The sequence below is a fragment of the Actinomyces sp. HMSC065F12 genome, assembly GCF_001814535.1.
GTDB lineage: Bacteria > Actinomycetota > Actinomycetes > Actinomycetales > Actinomycetaceae > Pauljensenia > Pauljensenia radingae_A.
Genome location: NZ_KV816976.1, coordinates 40,577 through 64,887, shown reverse-complemented (window position 1 = coordinate 64,887; position 24,311 = coordinate 40,577). Strand labels below are relative to the sequence as shown.

General features: G+C 53.7%; 18 protein-coding genes. 7 read left to right on the top strand and 11 right to left on the bottom strand.

The window, feature by feature from the left end; genetic code table 11:
* Positions 1 to 954, top strand: a complete 954-nt coding sequence (locus HMPREF2975_RS05460; protein ID WP_070726351.1) for a hypothetical protein — start codon at positions 1 to 3, stop codon at positions 952 to 954.
* A gap of 56 nt (positions 955 to 1,010) precedes the next feature.
* Here the strand turns inward: HMPREF2975_RS05460 and HMPREF2975_RS05455 are convergent, their stop codons facing one another.
* From HMPREF2975_RS05455 to HMPREF2975_RS05425, 7 genes are all read right to left on the bottom strand, one after another.
* Positions 1,011 to 1,772, bottom strand: a complete 762-nt coding sequence (locus tag HMPREF2975_RS05455; protein ID WP_058237036.1) for an ABC transporter ATP-binding protein — start codon at positions 1,770 to 1,772, stop codon at positions 1,011 to 1,013.
* Positions 1,773 to 2,657 (bottom strand): ABC transporter permease, encoded by an 885-nt coding sequence (locus HMPREF2975_RS05450; protein WP_058237037.1) that lies wholly within the window; start codon positions 2,655 to 2,657, stop codon positions 1,773 to 1,775.
* 21 nt (positions 2,658 to 2,678) lie between these two features.
* Entirely contained in the window at positions 2,679 to 4,682 is a 2,004-nt protein-coding gene (locus HMPREF2975_RS05445; protein ID WP_058237038.1) for a glycosyltransferase, read from the bottom strand.
* The gene (gene glf, locus HMPREF2975_RS05440) at positions 4,682 to 5,875 is read right to left on the bottom strand and encodes a UDP-galactopyranose mutase (protein WP_058237039.1); all 1,194 of its coding nucleotides are present in this window, start codon (positions 5,873 to 5,875) and stop codon (positions 4,682 to 4,684) included. The genes HMPREF2975_RS05445 and glf overlap by 1 nt, the downstream gene beginning before the upstream one ends.
* Positions 5,876 to 6,001: 126 nt before the next feature.
* Positions 6,002 to 8,047: a DUF6541 family protein gene (locus HMPREF2975_RS05435; protein ID WP_141757301.1), complete on the bottom strand. Its 2,046-nt coding sequence runs from the start codon at positions 8,045 to 8,047 to the stop codon at positions 6,002 to 6,004.
* A gap of 47 nt (positions 8,048 to 8,094) precedes the next feature.
* Complete coding sequence (locus HMPREF2975_RS05430) at positions 8,095 to 9,975, bottom strand: glycosyltransferase (protein ID WP_070726345.1); 1,881 nt, start codon at positions 9,973 to 9,975, stop codon at positions 8,095 to 8,097.
* Between the two features lie 53 nt (positions 9,976 to 10,028).
* Positions 10,029 to 11,318 carry a nucleotide sugar dehydrogenase gene (locus HMPREF2975_RS05425; RefSeq protein ID WP_070726343.1) on the bottom strand — a complete coding sequence of 430 codons (1,290 nt, stop codon included), beginning with the start codon at positions 11,316 to 11,318 and terminating at the stop codon, positions 10,029 to 10,031.
* Positions 11,319 to 11,416: 98 nt separating this feature from the next.
* Here HMPREF2975_RS05425 and wecB point away from each other — a divergent pair, with 98 nt between their 5' ends.
* The 3 genes from wecB to HMPREF2975_RS05410 are packed head-to-tail and all read left to right on the top strand — an operon-like array spanning position 11,417 to position 14,871.
* On the top strand, positions 11,417 to 12,514 hold the full coding sequence (gene wecB / locus HMPREF2975_RS05420; RefSeq protein WP_070726341.1) for a non-hydrolyzing UDP-N-acetylglucosamine 2-epimerase: 1,098 nt from the start codon (positions 11,417 to 11,419) through the stop codon (positions 12,512 to 12,514).
* The gene (locus HMPREF2975_RS05415) at positions 12,511 to 13,665 is read left to right on the top strand and encodes a glycosyltransferase family 4 protein (protein WP_070726339.1); all 1,155 of its coding nucleotides are present in this window, start codon (positions 12,511 to 12,513) and stop codon (positions 13,663 to 13,665) included. The genes wecB and HMPREF2975_RS05415 overlap by 4 nt, the downstream gene beginning before the upstream one ends.
* Positions 13,666 to 13,722: 57 nt before the next feature.
* Positions 13,723 to 14,871, top strand: coding sequence for a glycosyltransferase (locus tag HMPREF2975_RS05410; RefSeq protein WP_070726337.1), 1,149 nt, complete (start codon positions 13,723 to 13,725; stop codon positions 14,869 to 14,871).
* Between the two features lie 25 nt (positions 14,872 to 14,896).
* On the opposite strand, the gene HMPREF2975_RS12260 is transcribed toward HMPREF2975_RS05410, so the two are convergent.
* Complete coding sequence (locus HMPREF2975_RS12260) at positions 14,897 to 16,156, bottom strand: glycosyltransferase (RefSeq protein ID WP_141757300.1); 1,260 nt, start codon at positions 16,154 to 16,156, stop codon at positions 14,897 to 14,899.
* Positions 16,153 to 17,247 carry a glycosyltransferase family protein gene (locus tag HMPREF2975_RS05400; protein ID WP_227469274.1) on the bottom strand — a complete coding sequence of 365 codons (1,095 nt, stop codon included), beginning with the start codon at positions 17,245 to 17,247 and terminating at the stop codon, positions 16,153 to 16,155. The genes HMPREF2975_RS12260 and HMPREF2975_RS05400 overlap by 4 nt, the downstream gene beginning before the upstream one ends.
* 81 nt (positions 17,248 to 17,328) lie before the next feature.
* Between HMPREF2975_RS05400 and HMPREF2975_RS11980 the strand changes: the two genes are divergently transcribed.
* Positions 17,329 to 18,546 carry a glycosyltransferase gene (locus tag HMPREF2975_RS11980; protein WP_082628555.1) on the top strand — a complete coding sequence of 406 codons (1,218 nt, stop codon included), beginning with the start codon at positions 17,329 to 17,331 and terminating at the stop codon, positions 18,544 to 18,546.
* Between the two features lie 2 nt (positions 18,547 to 18,548).
* Here the strand turns inward: HMPREF2975_RS11980 and HMPREF2975_RS05390 are convergent, their stop codons facing one another.
* Both HMPREF2975_RS05390 and HMPREF2975_RS05385 read right to left on the bottom strand, forming a co-directional pair.
* Positions 18,549 to 19,871: a lipopolysaccharide biosynthesis protein gene (locus HMPREF2975_RS05390; RefSeq protein ID WP_227469273.1), complete on the bottom strand. Its 1,323-nt coding sequence runs from the start codon at positions 19,869 to 19,871 to the stop codon at positions 18,549 to 18,551.
* A 56-nt stretch (positions 19,872 to 19,927) separates the two neighbouring features.
* Positions 19,928 to 21,400, bottom strand: coding sequence for a hypothetical protein (locus HMPREF2975_RS05385; protein ID WP_070726329.1), 1,473 nt, complete (start codon positions 21,398 to 21,400; stop codon positions 19,928 to 19,930).
* A 179-nt stretch (positions 21,401 to 21,579) separates the two neighbouring features.
* On the opposite strand from HMPREF2975_RS05385, the gene HMPREF2975_RS05380 reads away from it, so the two are divergent.
* Both HMPREF2975_RS05380 and HMPREF2975_RS05375 read left to right on the top strand, forming a co-directional pair.
* Positions 21,580 to 23,175, top strand: a complete 1,596-nt coding sequence (locus HMPREF2975_RS05380; RefSeq protein WP_092648726.1) for an asparagine synthase-related protein — start codon at positions 21,580 to 21,582, stop codon at positions 23,173 to 23,175.
* A gap of 36 nt (positions 23,176 to 23,211) precedes the next feature.
* Entirely contained in the window at positions 23,212 to 24,297 is a 1,086-nt protein-coding gene (locus tag HMPREF2975_RS05375) for an acyltransferase family protein (RefSeq protein WP_070726327.1), read from the top strand.
* Positions 24,298 to 24,311: the final 14 nt, after the last annotated feature.

The window sequence follows — 24,311 nt, the reverse complement described above, 5'->3', positions numbered from 1 at the left end:
ATGACTCTTCATCAGCTGGTCAGCCTGCTTCAAAGACAGCCGCTGCCACTACTGACGTGGTACGACCTTGCAGCCTCCCCCATTCAGCGCACCGAGCTCTCCGGCCCTGTCCTGGCCCGCTGGCTCTCCAAGATCGCGAACCTTTTGATGGAGTATTCCGCGATGAACCAGTGGGGTGACCTTGCCGGCGCCGGCAGCGGTGACAGTCGCAGCATCAACGCGCCGAGCGGGCAGGTCGCCCTCGACGATCAGGACTGTCAGCCGCGCGGACGGATCTGCGTGGACATGCCGTCTTCGTGGCAAGGGTGTCTGTGGGCGGGTGCCTCGTGGCTGTGCGGGTGGCGCACCGTTGACGCGGCCCTCATGGACGAGGGGGACGCCGACATTTTAATCACGGGCGAGGTGTCTGAGCGGGCGTGCGCCGCTGATGAGGCCGGTGTGAGTGTGTATGCGCATAACTTGTCTGCGCTGGCGTTGCAATGGGACGGGGACCTGCCCGGCGCGATGATGGATGCGATCGCTGAGGTGTCGGGGTACAACGATGTGCCGGACTTCGGTGTTGATGAGTTGCCTACTTTTTCTGCCGGCTGGCGGGTCGATGAACCCTCAAATCTAGCGTGGGGGCAGTTGTGGGAGACTGACGGCGGCGCGCCTGGCGCTGCGCACGATGAGGGCGCTGCGTCGGAGTCTGTGAATACGGACGGCGGTGTGACGGAGTCCCCACGCACTGACAGCGCTACGCCGGCATCCCTGCGCGGCAGCATCGACCTGCCGCCTCGTATCGCTGTGATGAGCCGGGGCCTGGTTGCAGATACGAGTCTGCTGCTCTGGGCGCTGAGCCGCAGCCGCCCTCTGGTCATCATCGCCTGCGGCGGGCTTGACCGAGACGATCCAGCCGTTGCCGACCAGATCGCCCGCATCGCTACCCAAGAACGCGCGCAGCTGCGCCCTTAGCCTTCTGGCGGCTTCGCACAGCGCGGGTGGCCCCCACTCCGGCGGCACACTGGTTCTTATCGAGAGGCGCGGAGGAAGTCGACGGCCTCAACGATTGACCCATCGAACTTCTTGACTCCATGATCCAGCACGATGCCGCGCTCACAAATGTTCTTAATCATTTCGAGGTCATGGCTGACAACAACAAGCGTCTGGCCGGTACCCCGAAGCTCTTCCATCTTCGAAATACACTTGCGTTGGAAAGGCTCATCTCCCACGGCGAGGATCTCATCGACCAGGAAGACATCAGGCTCACAGTGGACGGCAACGGAAAAAGCAAGCCGCATGTACATACCTGAGGAGTAGAATTTCACCTCAGTGTCGATGAATTTTTCGATCTCGCTGAACGCCACGATCTGATCGAACTTTTCGTCGATCTCCTTTTCTTTCATGCCCAGAATCGCCGCATTCAGGTAAATATTTTCGCGTCCGGTCAGATCCGGGTGCATTCCCGCGCCAACTTCAATTAAACCGGCGATTCTGCCACGGGCCAGAACAGTGCCCTGATCGGGGCGCATCACGCCACTGATCAGTTTGAGCGTGGTGGATTTTCCTGATCCGTTGAAGCCGAGCAGTGCCACGGACTCACCCTGGTGGATTGACAATGACAGGTCGTCAAGCGCTTTGAAGGAATCGTCCAGTTCGTCTTTGCGCCCCTTCAAAGTCCACACCACGTACTCCTTGATGGAACGGGTGTGACGCAGCCGAAATTCCTTGTCGAGGTGTTCAAGCCGGACCATCTCGAGGGCTTCGGACCCAGAATTGTGAGGATCGTTCATTTACAACTCCTGTGCGAACTTACCTTCAAGACGGTGGAAGACCAGTTGGCCGATGAGCAGCACACCAAACGCAATGACGAAGGATCCCATCATCAGTGCGGGCATGTTTGGGGCCATGAGGTCCCAGCTCGTATGGCCGGCTTCGACAACGCCTTGCGTCGGTGCCCAGAAGCAGAAGTGAGACAGTTCGACGCCCATCGCAAGAGGGTTCAGCATGTAGAGGTTGACAAGCCACCGAGGGAAGACATCCGCCACCATATGCCATTGGTAGAACACAGGCGAGACCCAGATAGCAACCATCGACAGCAAGTCAACGAAGTTTTCAGCGTCACGGAAAAAGACGTTGAAAGCCGCGAAGAGCAGACCTAAACCGAGGGAGAACATGCCGATCGTCAGCACTGAAAGTACACCGACCAGAATGTGCACTGGGGTTGGTCTCCATCCGAAGAGGAGTGCTCCGACTATCAGCACAACGATCTGCGGAACAACATGGACGAAGGCGACCCACAAGCTTGAGACCGGGAATAGCTCGCGTGGTAGATAGATCTTGCCCACCAGCGGAGCGTTCCAGATAATCGATCGCGTGGTGTTGGACAGGATCTCGTTGAAGAAGTTGATCATCACCATGCCGGCGAACAGGTAGACCACGTAGCTGGGAATGGAACGACCCAGGCCCATGAATTTACCCATTGCGATGTAGTAAACGACCAGTTGGACCGCTGGTTTTACATAGCTCCACACCATGCCCAGCGCGGACCCTCTGTAGCGTACCCGCAGTTCTTTCTTCACCAACAGGCGCAGGAGGAAACTCCATCGTCCCAAGTCGAGCAAACCGGCCGAATGGCCGGGCGCTCGAAGTGGGTATTCACTCAGTTCTTTAGTCATCAATAGAAGAATTCTGTTCGATCAGTACTCCGCGGCGGCAGTTTCACTTGGTTCATTGGACGTGATACCAAAAGTCTTCGCCCACTCGTCGAGCGAGACGATATGCGCAAGAGCCTGTCGATATTGCGCCGAAAGTTCATCCCAGCGGCTGATCAGTTGGCTTCTGGCCGAAATTGACTGACTCAGGAGCTTGCGCAGTTTCCGTGGATCTCGTTTGTACCATGCTGTGCCAGAGCCGTCCGCTTTCGTGACGAGGACAGAGTCAAACTGGCTCAAAATAAAGTACTTCGAGTCAGCGTGTGCAACAAATCCTTCCGGATGCTGTTTTGCGCTTTCTTTCGGAGGCGTCATCAACCGGATCAGTGTTTTCAGTGTCCAAGGCCCCAAGGTCAGCATATTTGGCCCCTTGGGTAGCCCTTTCTTGAAACGCGAACGGCTCAGACGATTAATCGGCGGGAAGGCATCCGGCTCTGACTTGTACTGCGCGTCAGTAAAGTTCTTCGTCATTTCACGAAGCTGTTGCATGCGCGTCTTGAGGGTGCGGTGGAGATGCTCAGGGCCAGACAAGATATCGCGCACTGCCATCAGTCGCGCTGACTGGGCGTAGTATTCAGCAGATACAGAGTGCTTCACGTCAAGTGTCGTGAGCTCGTACGGCAGGCGGCCACCGTGGTCATATGGCGAATGCAGAAGAGCCGTCAGGATCCTGTTGTGCTCGTGGTAGTACGCCTGCCAGTCGCGTGCGTCGTCTTTGTCACCCCACGCTACGTGCCACAGACCTGCCCCTGGGAGGGTCACTGTGCTCACGCCATGCTCGGAGGCGCGCAGCGAGTATTCAAGATCGTCCCACTTGATAAAGATCGGCAAGGACAAGCCAATTTCTTTGATCACTGAGACAGGAATGAGCGTCATCCACCAGCCGTTGTAGTCGACGTCGAGTCTGCGGTGCAGTTCACGACGCTGACGGAGATTAGCCAGTGCAAGATCAATGCGATTCTCAGTTCCCGGAACAGGTCCCCACAGCCAGCGCCACGTATTGATTCCCTCGCCAAAGGAGTGAGCAACTGCACGGTCGTTAAGATCGAACATCTGCCCACCGACGATCGTGCGGTTACGGCACAGTGATGCGAAGCGAACCAAACGTTCGACTGATTCGGGGTTCACGATGACATCGTCATCAAGCAGCATGTGGAATTCTGTCTCGTCAGCTTGTACCGATTCGTACATGCCGCGCGAGAATCCACCGGAGCCTCCCATATTTCCCTGGTGGATCATGACGAGCCTATCGCCAAGCGACTCCGCTGCTTTCGGATAGAGCTCATCATCGCTGACGTACTTGTTGCCCTGATCGACGACGTATACCCGTTTGAGGATATCCTTCAGGTTTTCGGCTTCACCAAGGGCGAGGATTGTCTTTGCGCAGTAATCAGGGCGATTAAAGGTGGTGATGCCGATCGACAGGGACGCATCACCGTCAGGGCACGCGTCCACTTTCCAGCATCCGGAGAGGAACTGCGCGTCTTCATCTGATGCAATGACGTCGAACCAGATCCAGCCGCCATCGGCAAACGTCTTCAGTGAAATGTCGAACTCAACGGTCCGCGAATCGACCGTTGCGGAGTCGATACGGATGAAGCGTCCCTGAGCATTGGACTTGTAGACCAGGACCGATGCACGTCCTTTGATCGTTACTTCGAGACGTGCTGCTGTCGCACGGGTCCACTGGCGCCAGTAGCTCGCGGGAAACGCGTTAAAGACTGACGCGAATGAGACTCGAAGACCTCCAGGCAGCCTCATTGTCGAGTCCCCGTTGATCAATGCGCTATGGTCTTCGCCCCCATGGCGTTGCATGGCAAGACTACGCAGTGTGGCATTGCGCGCCTTCTTGCTGCCGGCATCAATGGGTTCTGTCGAATTGTGTGCCCGGCCGAAATCTACATACAGGGGCAGCAGATCCTCTTCCCCCTGTGCGGGAAAGACTATTCGCGCGACCTGGGTGTAGTCCTGGTGTGACGTGATGCTCATCAGTTGTTTTCTCCTGACTTTAGCGGCGTACCATCAGCGAAGTGAGGCTGAAGAACGTTGTCGAACATCGTCAGCGCAGAGGCGATCGCCATGTGCATGTCGAGGTACTTATATGTTCCAAGCCTGCCGCCGAACAACACATTGGGCTCTTTGTCAGCTTTGGCGCGGTACTTTTCCAAACGCTCGCGATCATCGCTGGTGTTAATGGGATAGTACGGTTCGTCGCCTCGTTCAGCAAAACGGGAGTATTCGCGATGAATCACTGTTTTGTCAGTCGGGTAGTCGCGTTCGGGGTGGAAATGGCGGAACTCATGAATTCTGGTGTATGGAACATCCAGGTCTGCATAATTCATCACTGATGTTCCCTGGAAATCTCCGGTGTCGAGGATTTCCTCTTCCAAGTCGATGGTGCGCCATCCTAGGTCACCCTCGTCGTAGTCAAAGTAACGGTCGATCGGGCCGGTGTACACAACTGGAATCTTGCCGACAACATGGGATCGGCTGAGTTCGTGTGAATCGTCGAAAAAATCGGTATCGGTGTACACCGTGATATTCGGGTCGTCCACCATTTTTTCCATCCACGCGCCATAACCGTCGGTTGGCAGCCCTTCATAGGTGTCGTTGAAGTACCGATTGTTATAGGTGTAGCGGACAGGCAGGCGCGAGACGATTGAAGCGGGAAGATTTTCCGGTTCAGTTTGCCACTGCTTGGCTGTGTAGTTCATGAAGAATGCTTCATAGAGCGGACGCCCGACAAGGGAGATTCCTTTTTCGACAAAGTTTTCCGGCTTCTTGTCACCCAGCTCGGCGGATTGCTCTTTAACGACCGCGCGCGCCTGGTCGGGAGTGTACGCCGCGCGGAAAAACTGGTTGATGGTGCCCAAGTTGACCGGCATGGGAAACACTTCGCCGTTGTGAGTGGTGTAGACATGATGCTGGTAATTCGTAAAAGAAGTGAAGCGATTGACGTATTCCCACACTCGCTCGTTGGATGTATGGAATAAGTGAGCGCCATAGCGGTGGACCTCAATGCCGGTGGTTGGTTCTTCTTCCGACCATGCGTTTCCACCAATGTGGGAGCGCTTCTCAATGATGGCGACTTTGAGTCCAAGCTCTTCTGCAGCTCGTTGCGCGATCGTCAGTCCAAATAGGCCCGCACCCACCACAACGAGATCCGGTTGGTCCTTCTCCACTGCATTCTCCTTAATCCTTAATTGGCGCGGTTGCCTACCGCAGGATGCACTTAGCTCTAAATGCTAGCGCCTTTCGGCTCTGATTTAAGGTAAGCCACCACAGACTACTCAATCGCACAGGCATCGTCATTTCTCCTCGCAAGGTGTGATCTTCCAGAGCGCCGCAGTTCCGCCTCGATCAACCAAGCGCATATACCTCGTCAAGAATCGACCTTCGCGCAGTCCCACAGATAGTGGGCGCGTATCTGCTTCTTCCGGCCAATATGTCAACGAGTCGGTGTAATAGTACTGAATGTCGTGCGCATTCAGGACGCGACAGATCTCAGGATCTTCCAGCATGTCTGAGATGTTATAGGCGGCATCAAGCAGGTCAGGATCGTATGACCCGGTGATGTGGCGGAAAGTGACATCAACATTGGCAACCGCATACAACAAGGACGAACCATTCATCGGATCTCCGATTACCTCGGCATCCGGGGGGATTTCTTCCTTTATTCTCGCCATCATCGTTAATTCGGCATCAGAGACCAGAGAACTGTAGCCCTGTTGGTTCAGCTGCATATAGTTCAGGTACAGTTGGTGCGCTCCTACTGTGCGCCCGTATTTACCCGTTGGGACGTATAGGAGCCCGATCGTGACTACGAAACAGGTCAGCAATAGCAGGGGACGCAGTGAGCGTCGCTTGTCGTCCGCTCCCAACGCACGCGCGCAGTGCCAGTGCACGACATGAATCACCGTCGCCAGCGCGACTATAGACACCGGCGCAGCTATGAGGGGAATTGCTGAGCCTATACGAGCAGGATCTGTGTACCACAGGCCCACGAGCTTCAGGCCCGGTTTCCACAGTACTGCAGCAATCAGATATAGGGCTACGATGGATGCCCAGGCCGGAAGGACCCATCCCTGTTTCTGACCAACGCAGACGAGAATCCCACCTATTGTCAGAATTCCCAGTAAAATTATCCCTTGCTGATTGCCGTGTATTTGATCGGGAAGCTGGGCGTCAATTAGCGCTCCCCTCAGCTCGCGCTGAAACTCTCCAAATGGTTTCAGACGTTCATATCCGGTAGTTGATCGCCAAAAACTTGTGCGTGTCAGGCCGAAGAGTCCTCCGGCGAGGACAAACGGCATGCTCCACGCTAAGATTTTCCAGCTTGCTCCCGCACGGACCCGGTTCTTTCCAAGCGCCGCCAGGTGTCCGATAAAGCGCCACACGACAAAGACAAAAGCGACGATGACGCCCGTCGGATGGGCGATGCCGATAGCACCAAGGCCCATCACCATAAGGACGAGCAGTGAGGCCCTACGTGAGCAGTGATTACGCAACATTTCAACAATGATGCTCGTTACCAAAGGGACAAGCACGTATGACAACGCAGTCGGCCACAGTGTTCCATATGAGATCAGACGTTCGGGAAAGGCCGTAAAGCAGCTCGCGACTATAGGTCCGATCGCCCATATCCACGTTCTGCGCTTACTCAGTGTTGCTGCAAGCATCGTTGCAGTGAAGGGCCATAGAAGCGCAGCGATGACCAGTGCAGAAACGTTCGCCGCAGCCACCACGTCTCCCGCTGTCCCTGGAACAGCCAATACTGCCCAGTCATGCCACCCCGCAGGATAAAAGACTGGTGTACCATCTGACGTCGCCACGGCACCGAGATGCAGAGTCGATGCGTCCCCTGTATCGAGGATCCACCGTAAGGCATTCAGGTGGAAAACAGCATCCCAAGTTTGTGGGGGGCGCGCCGGGTTGCCTATGGGAGCAATCACTCCGTAGGCGCTGACCAAGATGGCCAGCATACCGCCCAGAGAGTACGCCACGATATTCGCAGGTGGTGGAATTCGAATGCAGGCAGTCGAGCCAGATACTCGCGCGTGGTTCGCACTTCTTCGGCGACGTATGAGTTGTTGGGCTCCTCGCACAACGCATGCGCCTACGACCCACAGGAGTGTCCAGCTGATGTAAGTTCCCCATCCCCATGGACGAACAGCCCTTTGTGCCACGATCGCCCCCGTCCCCATGAGGAACACTGAGAGCAAGGGAGTGGCGATCAGGAAGATACGTCTCCGATATCCCATTGCCCATGCAAGCAAGGCGCCCGGAAACACGATCGCAATGAGTAAAAGAAGGAAGCCGGGGAAGACATGAATCCATGGTGACAAGTCAGTCATTCTGATACATCAACTTCCTTAGGCAGCAACGAACAGTTGGGCGAATTTCAGGCTTGCGGCTGGCTTAGCTGTCTCCATAGACGATATCCCGCCCGTCTCAAACCGGTTGGCACAATTCGGTAGGTTGCACGTATTGCAAGATTACGCACTAACTGGCCTCGAGTCGTTATTCCGTGACTTCTTAGCCGACGCTGCAACTCGACCTCACTTTTCAGTAGCCGAAGTCCTCCGCGCCGCTGGTAGGCCCCCGCTCCCACCCGATACTTCACGAGGACGTCGGAAAGATTGGTAACTCGCGCACCGCTAGCAACCATCCGCGCGAAAAGCCAGTAATCCTCCATCAGGTCCAGATGCTGATAGCCACCAACTTCCTTCACTGCACTTGCACGGTAAACGACCGCGGGATGGTTGAACGGGTCATGAAAGGTAAAGGCGCTCACGATGTCATGCTGGTGAGTCGGCTGCCTTCTGATCATCCCAGTGCCATTTTCGTCTCCTGAAAACTCCACGATCGCCGCTCCCACAATGTCAAATCCTTGCTCCATGACTGGCAGCTGGCGTGCAAATCGTTCAGGAACAGAGATATCGTCGGCATCGGCTCTAGCGACAATGTCGTATGAACAGTGCTGCAGACCCGCGTTCAAGGCTGCTGAAAGGCCTCTGTTACGCTCCAGTCTGACGACTTTGATCGGTATATCAGCGACGAGGTGTGGCGATCTGCCATGACGCGCAGAATCTAGGATCTCATCTATTTCCGGGCTCACGGGACCGTCGCACACAATAACAATCTCATCGGCAGCAAGACTCTGATCTGCACCCACAGACTGGAGAGCCCGCTGGAAGTGTGCTGCATTGTCCTTGATGTATACGGGCAGGAGAACTGAGAATGGCAGTGTCTCATCTGACGCGGTGCCTTCCGCCACGGAAGTATCTGCCTGCTCCTGCTGTATACGCTCACATAGGTCACTTGTCCCGTTTTGCCCCTGCCTGCTTGCTCGTCGATCCAACTGCGCTGCTTCACACGCCACTGGCGTATCCGAAAGCACATCGGCGGTAGAGGACGGCTCCTCGTTTGCCTGCTCCACGCCCTCTTTCAGGTAGCTCCACAGCTGAGTGCGATCAGGGGACGTGGCCAGCAAGCGTACCCAGCGCATCGTGGTCATCGCCATGAATGCGCACCGCTCGATCGGCCCAAAAGCCTGCGAACGTCCGAACGCCCACATCTTGTTTCGCACCTCGTTGACGAAGCGTGCGCCAGGGCTTGCCGTAGAGTTTCCAAAAGTTTTCGTGCGGTGTTCGACGCGCGCGGCATCAACATACAAGCCCACTCTGCGTCGAAGAAGACGCGCTGTGTACTCAAAATCGTCATTCCACAGGAAATATGCCGCTTCGGGCAAACCGTCTTCGCGGATCGCTCGCACGTCAAGCAGGATCGCCACAAAAGATGCCGTTCGAATCTGGTAGCTATCTGCCGTCTCAGCATGCTGATGCAGGACAGGTCTCAGGAAGGCGCGGCGACGCGGCTTGTTCATTGGATGCTCACGCCCATCGAACCATTCCGCCCGACACGCCATAACTGCAGGTTCGCCCGGATATTCTGCCCGTGCTTCCAAAAGTCGCTCGAGGGCGTCCACGTGTGGCACCGTGTCGTCATCCATAATCCACACAAAGTCAGCGCCTCGGGATACTGCTCGGGCAATGCCGGCAGCAAATCCTCCAGCGCCGCCGAAATTCGAGGGAAGCGTGACGGTGTCTGTGACGGCCTCACTGCCTTGAATGGCCTGCGGTGTGTCATCCGTCGAGGCGTTGTCTACCACGATAATGTCGTCAAGCGGCCGGGACTGTTGGGCTAGCGCTCCAAGCGTTTCGCGTAGGAGCTCGGCTCTGTTCCAGGCAACAACGACGGCAGCAATTCGCGGGGCAGTCATAGCGCTCATCTTAGGCGAAGTAGGCGGATTCTCGGGGCACCTCGCCCAAGGCCTCATTCACCGATTACCATGCGTGGGGTTCCTGCCCATGTGGCAGGATCGGTCACCCGGCGGCCGTCGAACAGGAGGCGAATGCCGGGCAAGTCCTGAGCAGTCATGTCCTTGTACTCAGGATGGTCCGCCTGGATAATCGCAGCGTCGACAGGCTCACCTAGGTGGTAGGCGTCCCATCCGAAGTGTGCGAGTTCATCATCGGTGAACATCGGGTCATGGACCAGCACCTCAGCACCACGCTCACGCAGGGCGTCAACTGTGGCAAACACACCGGAAAATGCTGTCTCCTTGACTTTGCCGCGGTACGAGGCTCCCAACACGACAACTTTCAGATCTTTAAGGTCTCCAAGGACGCCCTCAACTCGCGAGACCACGTATTCAGGCATGCCCGCGTTGAACTGGCGAGCTGTGCGCACCACTGACGCGTCGGGGTCAGTGGACAGGTACAGGCGCGGGTAGACGGGAATGCAATGCCCGCCAACAGCGATTCCGGGCTGGTGGATGTGGCTGTATGGCTGTGAGTTGCATGCGTCGATGACACGCTTGACATCGATGTTGGCCTTGTCGGCGTATACGGCGAACTGGTTGGCAAGCCCGATGTTCACGTCACGGTAGGTCGTTTCTGCAAGCTTCGCCATTTCTGCAGCTTCGGCGCTGCCCATGTCCCACACACCGTTGGGGCGGGGAAGGTCGTCGCGCTCATCGAAGTCGAGGACGGAGCGGTAGAACTCCATGCCTTTGTCAGTGCCTTCCTGGCTCAGACCACCTACCAGCTTCGGGTAGCGTCGCAGGTCGGAGAACACACGGCCGGTCAGTACACGCTCAGGTGAAAAGACGAGGTGGAAGTCCTCCCCTTCTTTCAGGCGGGAGATTTCCTCGATCATCGGCTTCCAGCGTCCGCGGGTGGTGCCCACCGGCAAAGTCGTTTCATAAGATATCAGTGTGTCTTTGGTCAGGTGCTCGGCCAGCGAGCGTGTGGCCTGATCCATCCATCCGAAATCAGGTGCCCACGTCTCATCGTTGACAAACAGTGGAACAACTATGACGATTGCCTCCGCTTCTGGGATTGCTTCACCGTAGTCCGTGGTGGCGCGCAGTTTTCCGGCGGGTACAAGCTCAGCGAGTTTTTCAGCCAGGTGAGCCTCCCCCGGGAATGGTTCGCGTCCCTCGTTGACGGTTGCAACCGTTTTGTCATTGACATCAACGCCGATGACGTCGTGCCCTTTGCTTGCAAACTGGACGGCGAGCGGCAGCCCGATCTTTCCCATAGCCACAACTGCAATACGCATGAAAACTTCTTTCCATCTGTCAGCGATAACGCACACATTCTAACCGCTTCCACACGATCATCCCAGCATCTCAACGTCTCCACTGATAAAGTGCCCACATGCGCGTTGTTTCAGTTGTCGGGGCACGTCCCCAATTCGTCAAGTTGGCGCCGATTGCCCACACTTTTGATAAAGCTGGGATCGATCACGTGATCGTCCACACGGGGCAGCACTATGACCCTATGCTTTCAGATGTCTTTTTCGAGGACCTCGGTATTCCCGCGCCTGACGTTCACCTGGGCGTGGGATCAGCTTCTCAAGGCGTACAGACAGGGAAGATGCTGGCCGCCCTCGATGATGTCTTTACCGGCCAGGATCCTGACTGGGCTCTCGTGTATGGAGACACAAATTCCACCTTGGCTGGGGCTTTGAGCGCTGTGAAGCTCCATATTCCAGTCGCACATCTGGAGGCGGGACTCCGCTCCTTCAACCGCGCGATGCCCGAAGAGATTAACCGCGTCATGACCGATCATGCCGCAGATCTGTTGCTGACGCCCACTGATGAAGGTGCCCGCCACCTTGCCGATGAAGGTTTGAAAGAGCGCACCGTCATTGTCGGAGACGTGATGACTGATGTCCTGCTCCAGATCCGCGACCAGGTGAAAGATCTGCCCTCCCCTGTCATGAACGAGCTTGGGTTAGCTGAAGGATCCTACTCGCTGGCCACGATTCACCGGGCAGAAAACACCAATGATCGCGATCGACTGCTGTCAGTGCTCGATTCCCTAGGAGACGTTGATCATCCCGTTGTGCTGCTTGCCCACCCCCGCCTTGTTGCCAAGTGCAAGGAGCATGGCATCGAATTGTCAAACGATCACCCGCGCGGGAACCTACTCGTTCATCCCCCGCTGGCATATCCCGACCTTATTGCCTCAGCGCTTCATGCACGTGGTGTGATCACTGATTCGGGTGGACTGCAAAAGGAAGCGTTCCTGCTGCGCGTTCCCTGCACGACGGTCCGCCCACAGACCGAGTGGGTGGAAACCGTACATCTTGGCTGGAACAAGCTGGTGGAACCTGGCTCTGATTTGATAGCGGCCGCTTCACGTTCTTATCCGGCCGAACCTGCTGAAGCTGAAGCCCATCCATATGGTGATGGCCACGCTGCCGAGCGCGTGGCAGAAGTACTGTCAAACTGGGCAGGGCGCGTCAGGTGAGTCGCGTCGTTCTTGCCACCCGGGTCTTCGCCCCCGAGCCTGCGGCGGCCGCCCTTCGTCTGCGCGGGCTTGCGCATGCGCTCGCGATGGATGGGCACGACGTCACAGTCTTGACCTCGCGTTTTGGTTCCCTTCGCGGTTCGGTAACTGACGAGGGTGTCCTGGTCAAGCGTTTCCCTGTTCTGCGGGATTCTGCTGGCGCCGTCCGTGGCTACGCGCAATACATGTCCTTCGACATTCCCCTGTTCTTCCGTCTTCTGACATGCCGCAGACCCGATGCTGTTGTGGTTGAGCCTCCTCCTACGACCGGGTCCGTCGCGCGTATCGCATGCAGTCTCCGGAGAATTCCCTACGTTTATTACGCGTGCGACATTTTGTCTGACGCTGCCGAAGCCGAACATATGAAGCCTCTGGTTGTCAGGGTCCTGCGCAGTATTGAGCGTTTTGCTCTCACAGGTGCAGAACGTGTCATTGCTGTGTCTGAGGGGGTTGCTCAGCGCGCTCAGGAGCTGGGGGCTGTCAATGTGAGCGTGGTGCCCAACGGCGTTCAAACGCAGGAGTTGCTTGACCGCACTCCCCTGCCCGACGGTTTTCCTCACGCTGGCGGCCCGGTTTACCTTTACGCAGGTACCGCCTCATCGCTGCAGTCTCCTGACGCCTTTATCAGGGCTTTTCCGCGCGTCAAAACCGTGTTTCCGAAGGCTGTCTTGGTCTTTCTTGGACAGGGAAACGCATGGGATGACCTGGTTGAACTGGGTCGAGCAGCATCCACGGACATTGTTTTCCATGAGCCTGTTCCTCCTGATCAGGCTCAGCGCTGGTACGCCAGCGCCGATGTTTCACTCGCATCGATTCGCCCGGGTGGTTATGACTATGCGTATCCCACCAAGATCCTTGTCTCTCTTGCTCAGGGAACACCTGTTGTCTATATCGGACAGGGACCTCCTGCCAACGATATTCGCAAATCCAATTTGGGGCGTACCGCAGGCTTCAGCCCGGACGAAGTAGCTGACGCGATGATTCAGGCAGGAAATATGGCAATGCACCGCGAGGCAGGCGAGCGCGAGAGGCTGCGCCAGTGGGTCATCTCGCATCGTTCGCTGCCAGCGACATCCAGGCGCGCTGCACAGGTCGTTGCGCAAGCCTTTTAGGTTCACGGTATTTATACAGAGCACCATGCCTTGTCAAAGGCAGAAAGAAGCGAGCACATGAGTCAGAAGCCACGTATTTTGTGTCTTTCGTTTTCTCCTCTTGCACGCGACGCACGCGTACTTCGCCAGCTGAGCGTACTTCAGGAATTCGGTGACGTCACAACCGTTGGATACGGGCCGACAACCCCGTATTCAACCGAGCACCTTGAGGTTCCTCAATCTGCTGCCTCTTTGCCTCAGACACCATCCGGTGTCGCCAAGCTTGCGCTTCACCGTCACTCTTCGGTCGACCTAGATGCTCCGGCCACGAAGGAAGCGTTGCGTCTTCTGGAAGGACATTCATTTGATGTTGTCGTGGCCAACGATGCACGGGCACTGCCTGCCGCGCTGACAGCGGCTCACGGCGCGCCGGTGTGGGCAGACTTGCATGAATGGGCACCGGAGGAACGCACTCAGATTCTCTCGTGGCGCCTGCTCGTTGCTCCCTGGATTGATCACATCTGCCGCACATGGCTTCCACAGGTGAGCGCAGCGACAACTGTCGGGGGGAGAATTGCCTCGTTGTACGAGCAGCACTATGGTATCCGGCCTCGTCTTATGAGGAATGCGGCGCCATGGGTCGATCTTTCCCCTAGCCCGGTTAACGACTCCGGTCCTATCAGACTGGTTCACTCAGGCGGCGCAGTTGCAGGCCGCGCGCTGGACACTGCAATTGACGCCGTGATTGAAGCCGGTGACAAATTCACGCTTGACCTGTATTTGGTGCCAGCGAATGATAAAGGTAAGTATTTACGGGAACTACAAGCCAAAGCCAGTGGATGCGATCGAATTACCTTTCATGACCCTGTTTCCCCTTCTGATTTGCCTTTTGTCTTGAACCAGTTCGATGTTGGTGTCTACTGGATCAAACCGATTACAACGAATGCCCGCCTAGCTTTGCCAAACAAATTCTTCGACTTCATTCAGGCGCGGCTTGCCTTGGCCGTCGGCCCTTCTGTAGAAATGACGGACGTAGTCAATAAATACGGTTTAGGAGTGTTATCTGGCGGCTTCGATATTCCGCAAATCGTAGAGTCTTTGCATTCACTTAATTCACAGCAGATACAAGCATTCAAACAGGCTAGCCACAAAGCTTCACATGCCTTGAGCTTTGAGAATGAAGCTGCGGTTGCTCGGACTATTATGGAAGAACTATTGGGCTCCTAGCTATCGGAGTCCCGAAGGAAAAGCTTTAGGCGGATATCCAATTTTCATATAGCGCACGCGCGCTCAGTTCACCATCGTGGACAAGCGCAAGATAGCGCTTATTTTCTTCGAGGATTGATTCACGCCTGTGCTTATCGCGAGCAAGAGTTGCAATGGTTTCTTCCAACGTGTCCGCTTGCGCCTCGACAATGGGGCATTTGATTCCGGTAGTTTTCTCGATATATGTGCGAAAGCGGGTATCAATATGCGCTATCGGAATGCATCCCGCTCCGATCGCTTCGAGCGACGTTGTTCCATAAATACCCATCGTGATTTGTTCAACCAGAAGATCTGCATTTCCCAAGGCTACGGGCATCTCATTCCGAGGCACTGATTCGAGAAATCTACTCTCCACGATTCCTTTCGCATCAAGGCGCTCGAGCACGGGAACTATTTGTTCAGAGCCCTTCAACCAAGAGCGACTTGGAATATGTGCTACCTGCAGGAGGCTTCGTCTTTCGCTCGACGTTTTGTCTCCCATTCCGCTACTCTTTGATCCCCACTCGTCAGGGTTAATCGCGAGTGGGCACCAATGAGCCTGCGGAACATCGTCAAGCAGATCTGGCGTCGAAACGAAAACTGGTACTCCTAAACGCTCGATCAGCTGCCGGTTACGATCTGAACGTCGTTGGAGTAGTTGCGTCTTAGGGTCGTTTTCATCGAAAGGAGAGGAGTGGATTCGCCGCGCATGCGCGCGAGGATTTCGCGTATCAGAACCATGGGACAACACGGCGACAGAAACTCCCCGCGACTGTAAAGCTCGCACTTCTTTTTCAACGCTGAAGTTAAATAGTGGCCCGAAAAGAGGCTCCTCCGCCTCGACCAGCACATGCGTAAACTGTGAGACCTGTTCGAAATACTTGCGTGCCCAATCCTTTGAGAGCGTGAAAACGCCGTAGGGAATAACTCGATCGGATCGGAATGGTAACGCTCCAGGAAAGTCGACCATCACATTTTGTGCATTTATGTTCGGATAAGAACGTTCTAGAGCATGTGCCCACTGCCACGCCTGTTCCGCAAAGTTTACGGGCGCAATCAGTACTCGAATAGGCGCGTCGGGAATCGCAAGCGGGGATGGAAGCGGGTAGGGCTTGTATCCTTGAGCTCTGCGAATTACCGGATATAGGGGGCTACCCGGCCCTGCAAGCTTCATGACAGTGTCAGCCACAGGCGCAGGTAGGGAAAATGCGGCGTCGTGGAGAAAATCAAGCAGGCGGGCACGAAATGATTGATTCATCTTTGTCACTTGCTTTCTGTCAAGACTTCGGCAACAGAGCGAGCACGGTCTCTCCACGTATTAGTCTGAGCCGCTATGCGAGCATTCCTCGCTTTCTGCTTAACGTCCTCAGGGTGAGCTTTCAAGAAAGTCAAGATCTGGGCAATATCAGCAATTCCGTAATTGACCTGCCAGCCTGCATCCAGTTTGTTGACGATCCGTGCGGCCTCGGTTCCAGCTGTCACGAGAACTGGTCGCCCTCGCGAAATATACTCGAACAGTTTCGCCGGCGCAGCAAACTTCCGGTAGTCACTCGGCTCAACAGCAAGAATGCCGATGTGAGTATCCGCATACAGCGGATCAAGTTCACTTGAATTCAAGTGATGCACATGAATCTGGTCGCTGCCCAATGAAGAGTCCTGAGCAAGGGCTGCCTTCCATTGTTCAGGCCTCGTCACTAGCTCCAGTTCAATACTTGGTTCTTGTTTAAGGGCTGCGAAGAGCGCATCAAGACGATAATGCCCGCCGAGCCCACCGACATAAAACAATCTCAGCGGACCTGTTGGAAGCGGCATTGTGCGTCCACTATCCCCTGCGGGTGGAAGAGCAGAAAACGTTGCGTCGTTCGGCAGGTTGAGATAGGTTGCCATGCCTTCAGAGGGCAGGAAAAAATGCACATTATTGCGGAGGTATCCACGCATATCGAGTCGGTGAAAAAAAGGCGACAGCTTGCCAATGACAGTTTTTGCTGGGGCATGTGCAAATTTCCAGTAGATATCCCGGTAGAAAACACCCGATGGGATGCCGTGCCTGTGCACAAGACTCAAGATCGCATTATCAAGCATCGGCGCAAATCCTGACTTCACGCTCGTAGCGAATACATTGGGTTGCGTGGAGTTCTCGCTGTAGAGAAACTCCGGCTTCGCCCCCTGCCGAAGCTTCCTTCTCAACGCTGCCAGTTTTCTGCGCCTTTCGAGCGTCGTCCCTGACATGTCAATCACGTGGTAGCCGATTTCCGCGAAAGCCTGCCGCATCCGCAGGGGACGCAGACGCGAGGCTGCAGTGGGATTTGGCTCCATCGGATAGGGCGCATGAAAAATCATCGTCGGTGTGGAATGCACTTTGAGCCTCGCATCATCAGGAATTGGATGACACTATCCTACAGGGCGCCAGGATAGCTCGAAATCCTCTATGCTCAAAAGATGACAGGGTCCTCAGTCAGCTCGTTATCGTTTTCACCTCATGTGCTCCTTCTCCCATCGTGGTATCCGAGTGCCAGTTCTCCTTTGAATGGAACTTTCTTCCGCGAACAGGCCCAGATGCTGAAAAAAGCCGGCTTCACAGTTGGTATCATCGCACTCACGTCCCAGCAACCCTGGAAAGCGGCCGAGCCACTCAATTTCACTATCGAGGAGGGGATTGGCGTTGTCCGCGGTTCCGTCAGAAATATCCCCTCAGAAAAGCTGCCCGGTGAATTCTCCGTGATTGCACTTCAAGCGAAAAAGGCTTTTCAACTGTATGAGGCCCATTGCGGTAGACCAGCAATCGCGCACGCCCATTCAGTTTACCCAGGAATTTATCTCGCTGCTGCTGCGTCAAGACGTTGGTGTATTCCTTATTGCCTCACCGAGCACCGACCTTCGTCAATAAAACGAGCACATAACTCACCGCGTACCCGCGAAATTATGCGCCTTGTCAGAGCAGCCCAGGGACGCGCCACCGTGTCTCCACTCTTTGCAAAAAAGCTTGAATCGTATTATTCCACATCTCCTTGGACAGTCATCACTTTGCCTGTTCCTAATGACGCCCAGAGCGTTCCCATACCTTCCTATGTCTCCAGAAGTGACTTTATTTTCAGCCATGTCTCACATCTTGGCGACAACAAACGTCCAAAACTCACTATCCGAGCTTTCGCCCGGCTACGCAACACCATTCCGCATACACGACTTGTAGTAATAGGAGGAGGAGTATCAGGAGAAATAGCTCGCCTCAAAGCGTATTGCACAGATCTCGGCGTCGCGGATGCGGTTGACTTCCTCGGCTCTCGGCCCAGAAATGAAATCTTCAATCTGCTGTCACACACACATGCGTTTGTGCTTGCGAGCGCTGTCGAATCAGCCGGCGCAGTGTTCGCAGAGGCGCAGATGGTAGGCCTGCCCTGCATCGGAACCCGAACGTGGGGAGGACAATACATGATAGGGCCTTCGGAAGGCGTAACCGTTTCGATAGACGATGAAAGCGAGCTTGCACAAGCAATGCAGTTTGTCGCCTGTGATGCCCTCTACGGCAATCCACGCATTTTTGAGCCAGAACGAATCCGCAAACGGGCACGCGAGCGATTCAGCGAAACGACGTTTGCCACTTCATCAGGCAAATTCTACCGTGACAGTCTCGACTGCTTCCGCAGGCATATGTCTTAGACCTACGAGATAGAAGATTCACAAGCAGGCGGCTTCCTGTCAAAATCCACGGCGCATTTCCACGCTAGCAACAGCATCACACCCAGCATTAGTGCCATAAGCCCGCCAAGAGCAAATACGGTCGGGAGCAAAGCCAGCGGCGAGAACCACAACCACAATAAAGGAACAACACAGTACAAAACAGCAAAAATCAGCATTCGACGTTGATTTTCGGTAACGACAAATATGTTCGATATGGGAGAAGTCAGGACCGTCATATACAGCCATGGTGTAAGTGCTTGAGCAAAATAGCCAGCCTGATCCCACTGGGCGCCAAAAACGAATGGAAATAGCCATGGTGCCAGAACGAATAGCAAAGCAAATGGCCCAATTGCAGCAAACGCTGCTCGAATCAAAGTAAAACGTACAAGACCTGACATCTTCCCATGTTCAACAACTGCAAGCTTCTTGAGAAATACCTGCGAAACTGAGCCTGCGATAAGTCCAACGGGAACTTGCATAATGGCCCACGCTAGTTGAAATTGGCCAAGAGCGGCGACGGCCACTGAACCAATCAACAAATTAATCCCCATATTGCGAACCGAGTCTACAAGTACGTTTGGACCGTTTAACAAGGGCATCTTTCTATAGCGCCTCATTAGCGAAAGCATCGAAGGCGCATTATCCGGTATGGGTCCACGGAGCTCTGGAGTGCGGATCTTTATTGCGACAAACCCGACCAACTGACCCATGATCGTTCCCGTTATAAGACCGACCAGACCTCCCTTCCACAACAGTCCCATTATAAGTTGAAAGAAGACAATACTTGTCGACTGAAGAACCTGGTTGGAAGCAAGAGCTCCGAATCTCTCTTTTCGCGTCAACCAGTACTGAATATTCGTTATCTCTGCCACCAAGAAGACAGTCAAACCGGAAATCATTAGCCATTTCGATAATTCCTGGGATTGATGATACCTATCTTCAAGAAACTTCGAAAATATAATACAAAATAGTGAAGTCAAAAAAGAGGAGACCACTATCGAACGAGTTGCAATCTTTTTCAAAACACGAGCAACAGTATCTGATTTGGGCAACATCTGGGTAACATCAAATCTCAACGCTGCTACGGCGATAACGAAGGAGGTAATGGTTCCATATATTCCGAAAAGCCCTTTTTCGTAGTCAGTATAAATTCGATTGATAAAAATTTGAAATATAAAAATGACGATCTGGGAGATCATGGTTCCCGTCATCAGAGTCAAGATCGCAGATACCACTGGACTACGATTCTTCTCGCGCAGCAGCTTTTCATGTAGTCGATGCCAGATCCCCCGCAATTCTTTCACCTCCTCAGATAGAAGATTCTCTCGTTTTCACCGGCATTTCACCGTCCTAAGTTCTTCTAACGTGAGTGTCTTGAAACGTACCAACCGTACCCATAACAACTGAGATAGAATATTGGCCAATTGAGCCTCACTATTCTCTTGATATTAGACTCGGGTGTGAAGCCGAAAGAAAGAAGCTTCGGGTCTAGCTGCTGGAAGAGCGATTTATGGAGCTCCTTGCGGACGCGTTGCTTTCGCGGGATCTTGATCCATTCCAAGATAAGTTCTCGACAGTTTGACAGTGTAAGCATGTTCACACCACACATGCCATAGGTAATATCACTTTGAGTACCCCATCTACAGCAGTCCTGTTCCCAGGCTAAAACATCAAACACATCATTTCCACAATTTTGCCTCACGTCCCTAAGATAGAGTCCGAGTATCTGCAAGGCTGGTTTGCCACTATTGTAAATACGGGAACGAACAAAGGATGGCGAAGCGAGTCTATCGGGAACGTTATTACCCGTAACACTTTTACCTATTTGGTCGATTATATTCCCGTTGAGAATCGCTCTATTACCGAATGTTTTTCTAATGGTAAGCGCTAGATTAAGCGAATAATCAGTTGCATCTCTACCGACGAGTCTTTTATAATAGCTCTTTTCAGATTCCTCCATACGGGAGTCCATAACTATAGAGTGCGGCACGCCATAATATTCAGATATTACATGAGAAATCTTCAAATCCGGCGTTTCATCCGTGAATGAAGGATGGCGGAAGGTGAATGTTGCCGGGTTATCACCCAGTTCCTTCATAAAGGCAAAATTAATCCTACTGTCATATCCAGCAGTTAACGGACACAGCAAGTCATAATACCTATTATATTCTCGATATATATTCTTCATAAGAAGAAGCGTTTTCACTACGACCTCATCGAGAGCTGTCCGTCTGACCAGACCCGGGGTCCTCCACACACGTTCGGCATATTGTTGACGAACATAAAGTATATGATTCGGGAGAAGAATTCTGACATGGTCAAAGCTGGTCACATTGTTCGGAAGGGGCTGACCATCAGGAGCATTCGTTGTAATCTTCACCATCTGAGAATCCGAACGGTTGCTCACATAAGCACCTACCAGATTCTCTGACACACCACAGGCCACCACGGGATCCTCGTGAGTATAGAAGACGGACATACTGCATGTCGCGTCCCCCCAGACTACCTCTACGCCATCAACACTTAAGTAGACGACGTATTTGCCTGCGAGACGGTTACACAGCTCATATGCGTACTTGATTCCCGACTCGGCTGCAGCCTCGAGAATCATCTGCGGTATTTCGTCACGGGATCGCTCACCATGCGCATCAACACAAAAACCAATAACAACAGCCTGTGAGGACCCTTCCGCATTTGTGAATTCTCTGCTCTCAGTCTTCTCGGTTGTATTGAGAAATAGAGAACCAGCGAGCTCTTCCGACTGGGCAAAAGCTTCATCAGGCTCCTGGGTAATTGAGTAAGCAAAAACTGCGTCGCCTGGTATCTCCAGCATGAACTGTCCTCCTGCATATCTCACTGGCAAGTCCGCGAGTCTAGCAAGACAATACTCTATATTGTCTAACCAGTTTAGGTCCCGTCACACAGAACTGAAGCAGTACTTGTGGTTCTCTTCTGTATGATGTTGACTGCGATTCCTGCTCTTCCACATTCGCTCGTCGAAGGGAGCGTTTAATGAAGTTTTTCGATCTCAAACTGACATCCCCCCGGTGGGTCACAGACTCTTCAGGCAGGCTCCACGTCTGGTCAATGTCCAGCGATACGCAGCTCATCATGCAGATGTTATCCAGTGGCGTAAATGAAGACATTTTGGCGAAACTTCCTGGCCACTGGACCATCGTCGATGAGCGAGAGGAAAACCCGATTATAGCCAGTGACCGGATTCGTTCCCATCCGCTTGCCTATGCATTTGTTAACGGAACGTGGTTAGTTACCGACGACTTCGAGGCTACTCGCACATTGAAATCACTTGAGCGGAATGACCAACAGGCTCGGATATTTGAGAGTACAGGCTTTTGTATCGGCCCTTACACTCTCGCAGAAAGCATTTGTTCAACTGAGGCCGCCCACTACGTCATCCTTAAGAAAGATGGGGAGAAAGAGTCTCGCCTTTACACGCGATATGCCTTCTCTCCAGACAGTGTTACCGATGCTGAAGAATTTAGTGACTTATTCAAGCATGCGCTCGATAGCAGCATAGGGCGCCTCCTCGACGTCGTCGGGGAAAGGCAACTTGTCATTCCTCTATCCGGAGGGCTCGACTCACGGCTTCTCGCATCCTACCTACGGTTGAAACATGTCGAAAATGTGATCGCATTTACGTACGGAAAAGATGACAGCGATGAAGTCAACATCTCGCATCTGGTTGCAAATGAATTAGGAATTGACTGGTTTGTGGTCCCCCTTGATACTTCAAAAGTCCACAAAGCTGTGACAGGATCTGATTTCGAGCACTTTCTCAGAAAAACCTGGAAAGGAACATCACTCCCACACATTCAAGATTGGTATCCACTTAGTGTTATTAAAGAAAACAAGCTCGTCGAGGACGATGCTGTTTTCCTGCCTGGCCATACGATTGTCGGCAATATGCACGACGAAAATCTTTGCGAAAAAGGGCATTCGTACAAAGAGATCTTGGCCGCAATAACTAAACACCACGCTAATCTTCAAGGCTGCTATCATGCCATTGGCCGCGATCCGGTTTGGCAAGCAGAACTTCAACGAGCAGCTTTAGAAATTGGTTCCAGAAATAATCCCCGAGCGACACAAGAGCTTATCGAATGGTTCAACCTCAGGGAAAGACAGGCTAAATATATCAATAATTCAATGTCGACGTACGAGTTCTTTGGCTATTCGTGGGCACTGCCGATGCTGGACCATGAATTTTGGATGCTATGGCTAAAGGGCGGATCGCACCTGACTCTTACCCGCGAATGGTATTCAAGATTTACCTCCCATCTTTATCAGGAAGCAACCGGCCGTGACGCACGGCTATTTCATCAGGCACCCATCCGACTGACACCCGCCATAAAGCGCCCCCTACAAGCCGTAGCAAAAGCTACGCGTGCCGACAACTTTATTGCCAAGTATCGTTCAGTCCGCATTATGATGAACCATCCTATGGCTTTCGAAGCTTATTCAAGTCTTTCACGCCTACAGCAGCTCCACGCATATCTGTGCGGGAAAAAGCAAGTCGGGCTATGGGCAAAGGAATTCGTGGAAAAAGGGTGGTGTGGGCATGAGAATCTACTTCCGCCAGCCGACCAATAGATCTCGCTTCCTATTCTCAGTCATAAGGAATTGCCGATGCATAAACGCCTTGATTCCCTGACCGGCTTACGATGGTGGGCAGCATTTGGCGTCTTCGCATACCATATGGCGAATCTGGCACCCCTTCGGCATCAGTCGCTCCTGAACGTGGGATATACGGGTGTTTCATTTTTCTTCGTTCTTTCCGGTTTCGTCCTCACTTGGTCAGCCACGCCGTCAACGGGCATTCGACAATTCTGGTGGAGAAGATTCGCCAGGATATGGCCGGCCCATCTCGTGGCACTGATACCCTGTCTTTTCGTTTTCTATTCTTTTTTCACACCGCCTGATGATCAGTCCTGGGTCAAGCAGTTCTCACTTCCAGTCATTGCACTGTCAATCATCTTGCTCCAGGGGTTTTCCACCCAGCCTGCGGTACTGTTTTCAGGAAATCCCGCGGCTTGGACTCTTTCGTGTGAAGCATTCTTCTATTTCCTTCACCCCTTGGTGAATCCGAGCAGAACGATGAAAAAGAAAGCTTCCTCTGCCCTGTTGACGAGTGCCGTTGGGGTAGGCGTTGTCATGTGCCTGCTTCGTGCTTCAGGAGTTATGATTTCTCCTCCGTTGGAAAGACTCTGGGAATTCTTTCTCGGGATGGCGCTCGCTCATCTTTTGCGCGCCGGCGTACGCTTTCATCTTCCTGCGTGGTCTACCTACGTCATGATTTCTGGCGTCATCGCCTTTTACTGGCTCCTGAATTCGCGATATCACGACCAATCAGGCCCTTTCATCAGCTCCTTAAGGACTTTCACTCCCGTCATCCTGGCACTCGCCTACACCGTAATGATTGGTATCTGCGCATCGGCGGACATCGAAGGGCACTATTCACCCCTGAGGCACCGGTTCCTCGTGACAGGCGGTGAATGGTCGTATGCTTTTTACCTCGTCCACGCTACTGTCCTCTATTCCTTCAAGAACTTCACTGGACTCATTCCGTGGGGAGTGTGGACTATCCCTGTGTGGTGCGTCGTATTCATCATCGCGCTTGCTGCGGCCGGCGGACTCCACTTATTGATCGAAAAACCTCTGGAAAGGAGGCTTCGTAGGTGGGGCGATTCTCACCTTTCACCTAAGGCATTCTGAGCCGAGGCCGTTTG

Coding starts and splice junctions, on each gene's coding strand:
- HMPREF2975_RS05460 (WP_070726351.1), top strand. CDS start 1: ATGACTCTTCATCAGCTGGTCAGCCTGCTTCAAAGACAGCCGCTGCCA.
- HMPREF2975_RS05380 (WP_092648726.1), top strand. CDS start 21,580: ATGAAGTTTTTCGATCTCAAACTGACATCCCCCCGGTGGGTCACAGAC.
- HMPREF2975_RS05385 (WP_070726329.1), bottom strand. CDS start 21,400: ATGCTGGAGATACCAGGCGACGCAGTTTTTGCTTACTCAATTACCCAG.
- HMPREF2975_RS05430 (WP_070726345.1), bottom strand. CDS start 9,975: ATGACTGCCCCGCGAATTGCTGCCGTCGTTGTTGCCTGGAACAGAGCC.
- HMPREF2975_RS05435 (WP_141757301.1), bottom strand. CDS start 8,047: ATGACTGACTTGTCACCATGGATTCATGTCTTCCCCGGCTTCCTTCTT.
- HMPREF2975_RS05445 (WP_058237038.1), bottom strand. CDS start 4,682: ATGAGCATCACGTCACACCAGGACTACACCCAGGTCGCGCGAATAGTC.
- HMPREF2975_RS05455 (WP_058237036.1), bottom strand. CDS start 1,772: ATGAACGATCCTCACAATTCTGGGTCCGAAGCCCTCGAGATGGTCCGG.
- wecB (WP_070726341.1), top strand. CDS start 11,417: ATGCGCGTTGTTTCAGTTGTCGGGGCACGTCCCCAATTCGTCAAGTTG.
- HMPREF2975_RS05410 (WP_070726337.1), top strand. CDS start 13,723: ATGAGTCAGAAGCCACGTATTTTGTGTCTTTCGTTTTCTCCTCTTGCA.
- HMPREF2975_RS05425 (WP_070726343.1), bottom strand. CDS start 11,318: ATGCGTATTGCAGTTGTGGCTATGGGAAAGATCGGGCTGCCGCTCGCC.
- HMPREF2975_RS11980 (WP_082628555.1), top strand. CDS start 17,329: ATGACAGGGTCCTCAGTCAGCTCGTTATCGTTTTCACCTCATGTGCTC.
- HMPREF2975_RS05450 (WP_058237037.1), bottom strand. CDS start 2,657: ATGACTAAAGAACTGAGTGAATACCCACTTCGAGCGCCCGGCCATTCG.
- HMPREF2975_RS05375 (WP_070726327.1), top strand. CDS start 23,212: ATGCATAAACGCCTTGATTCCCTGACCGGCTTACGATGGTGGGCAGCA.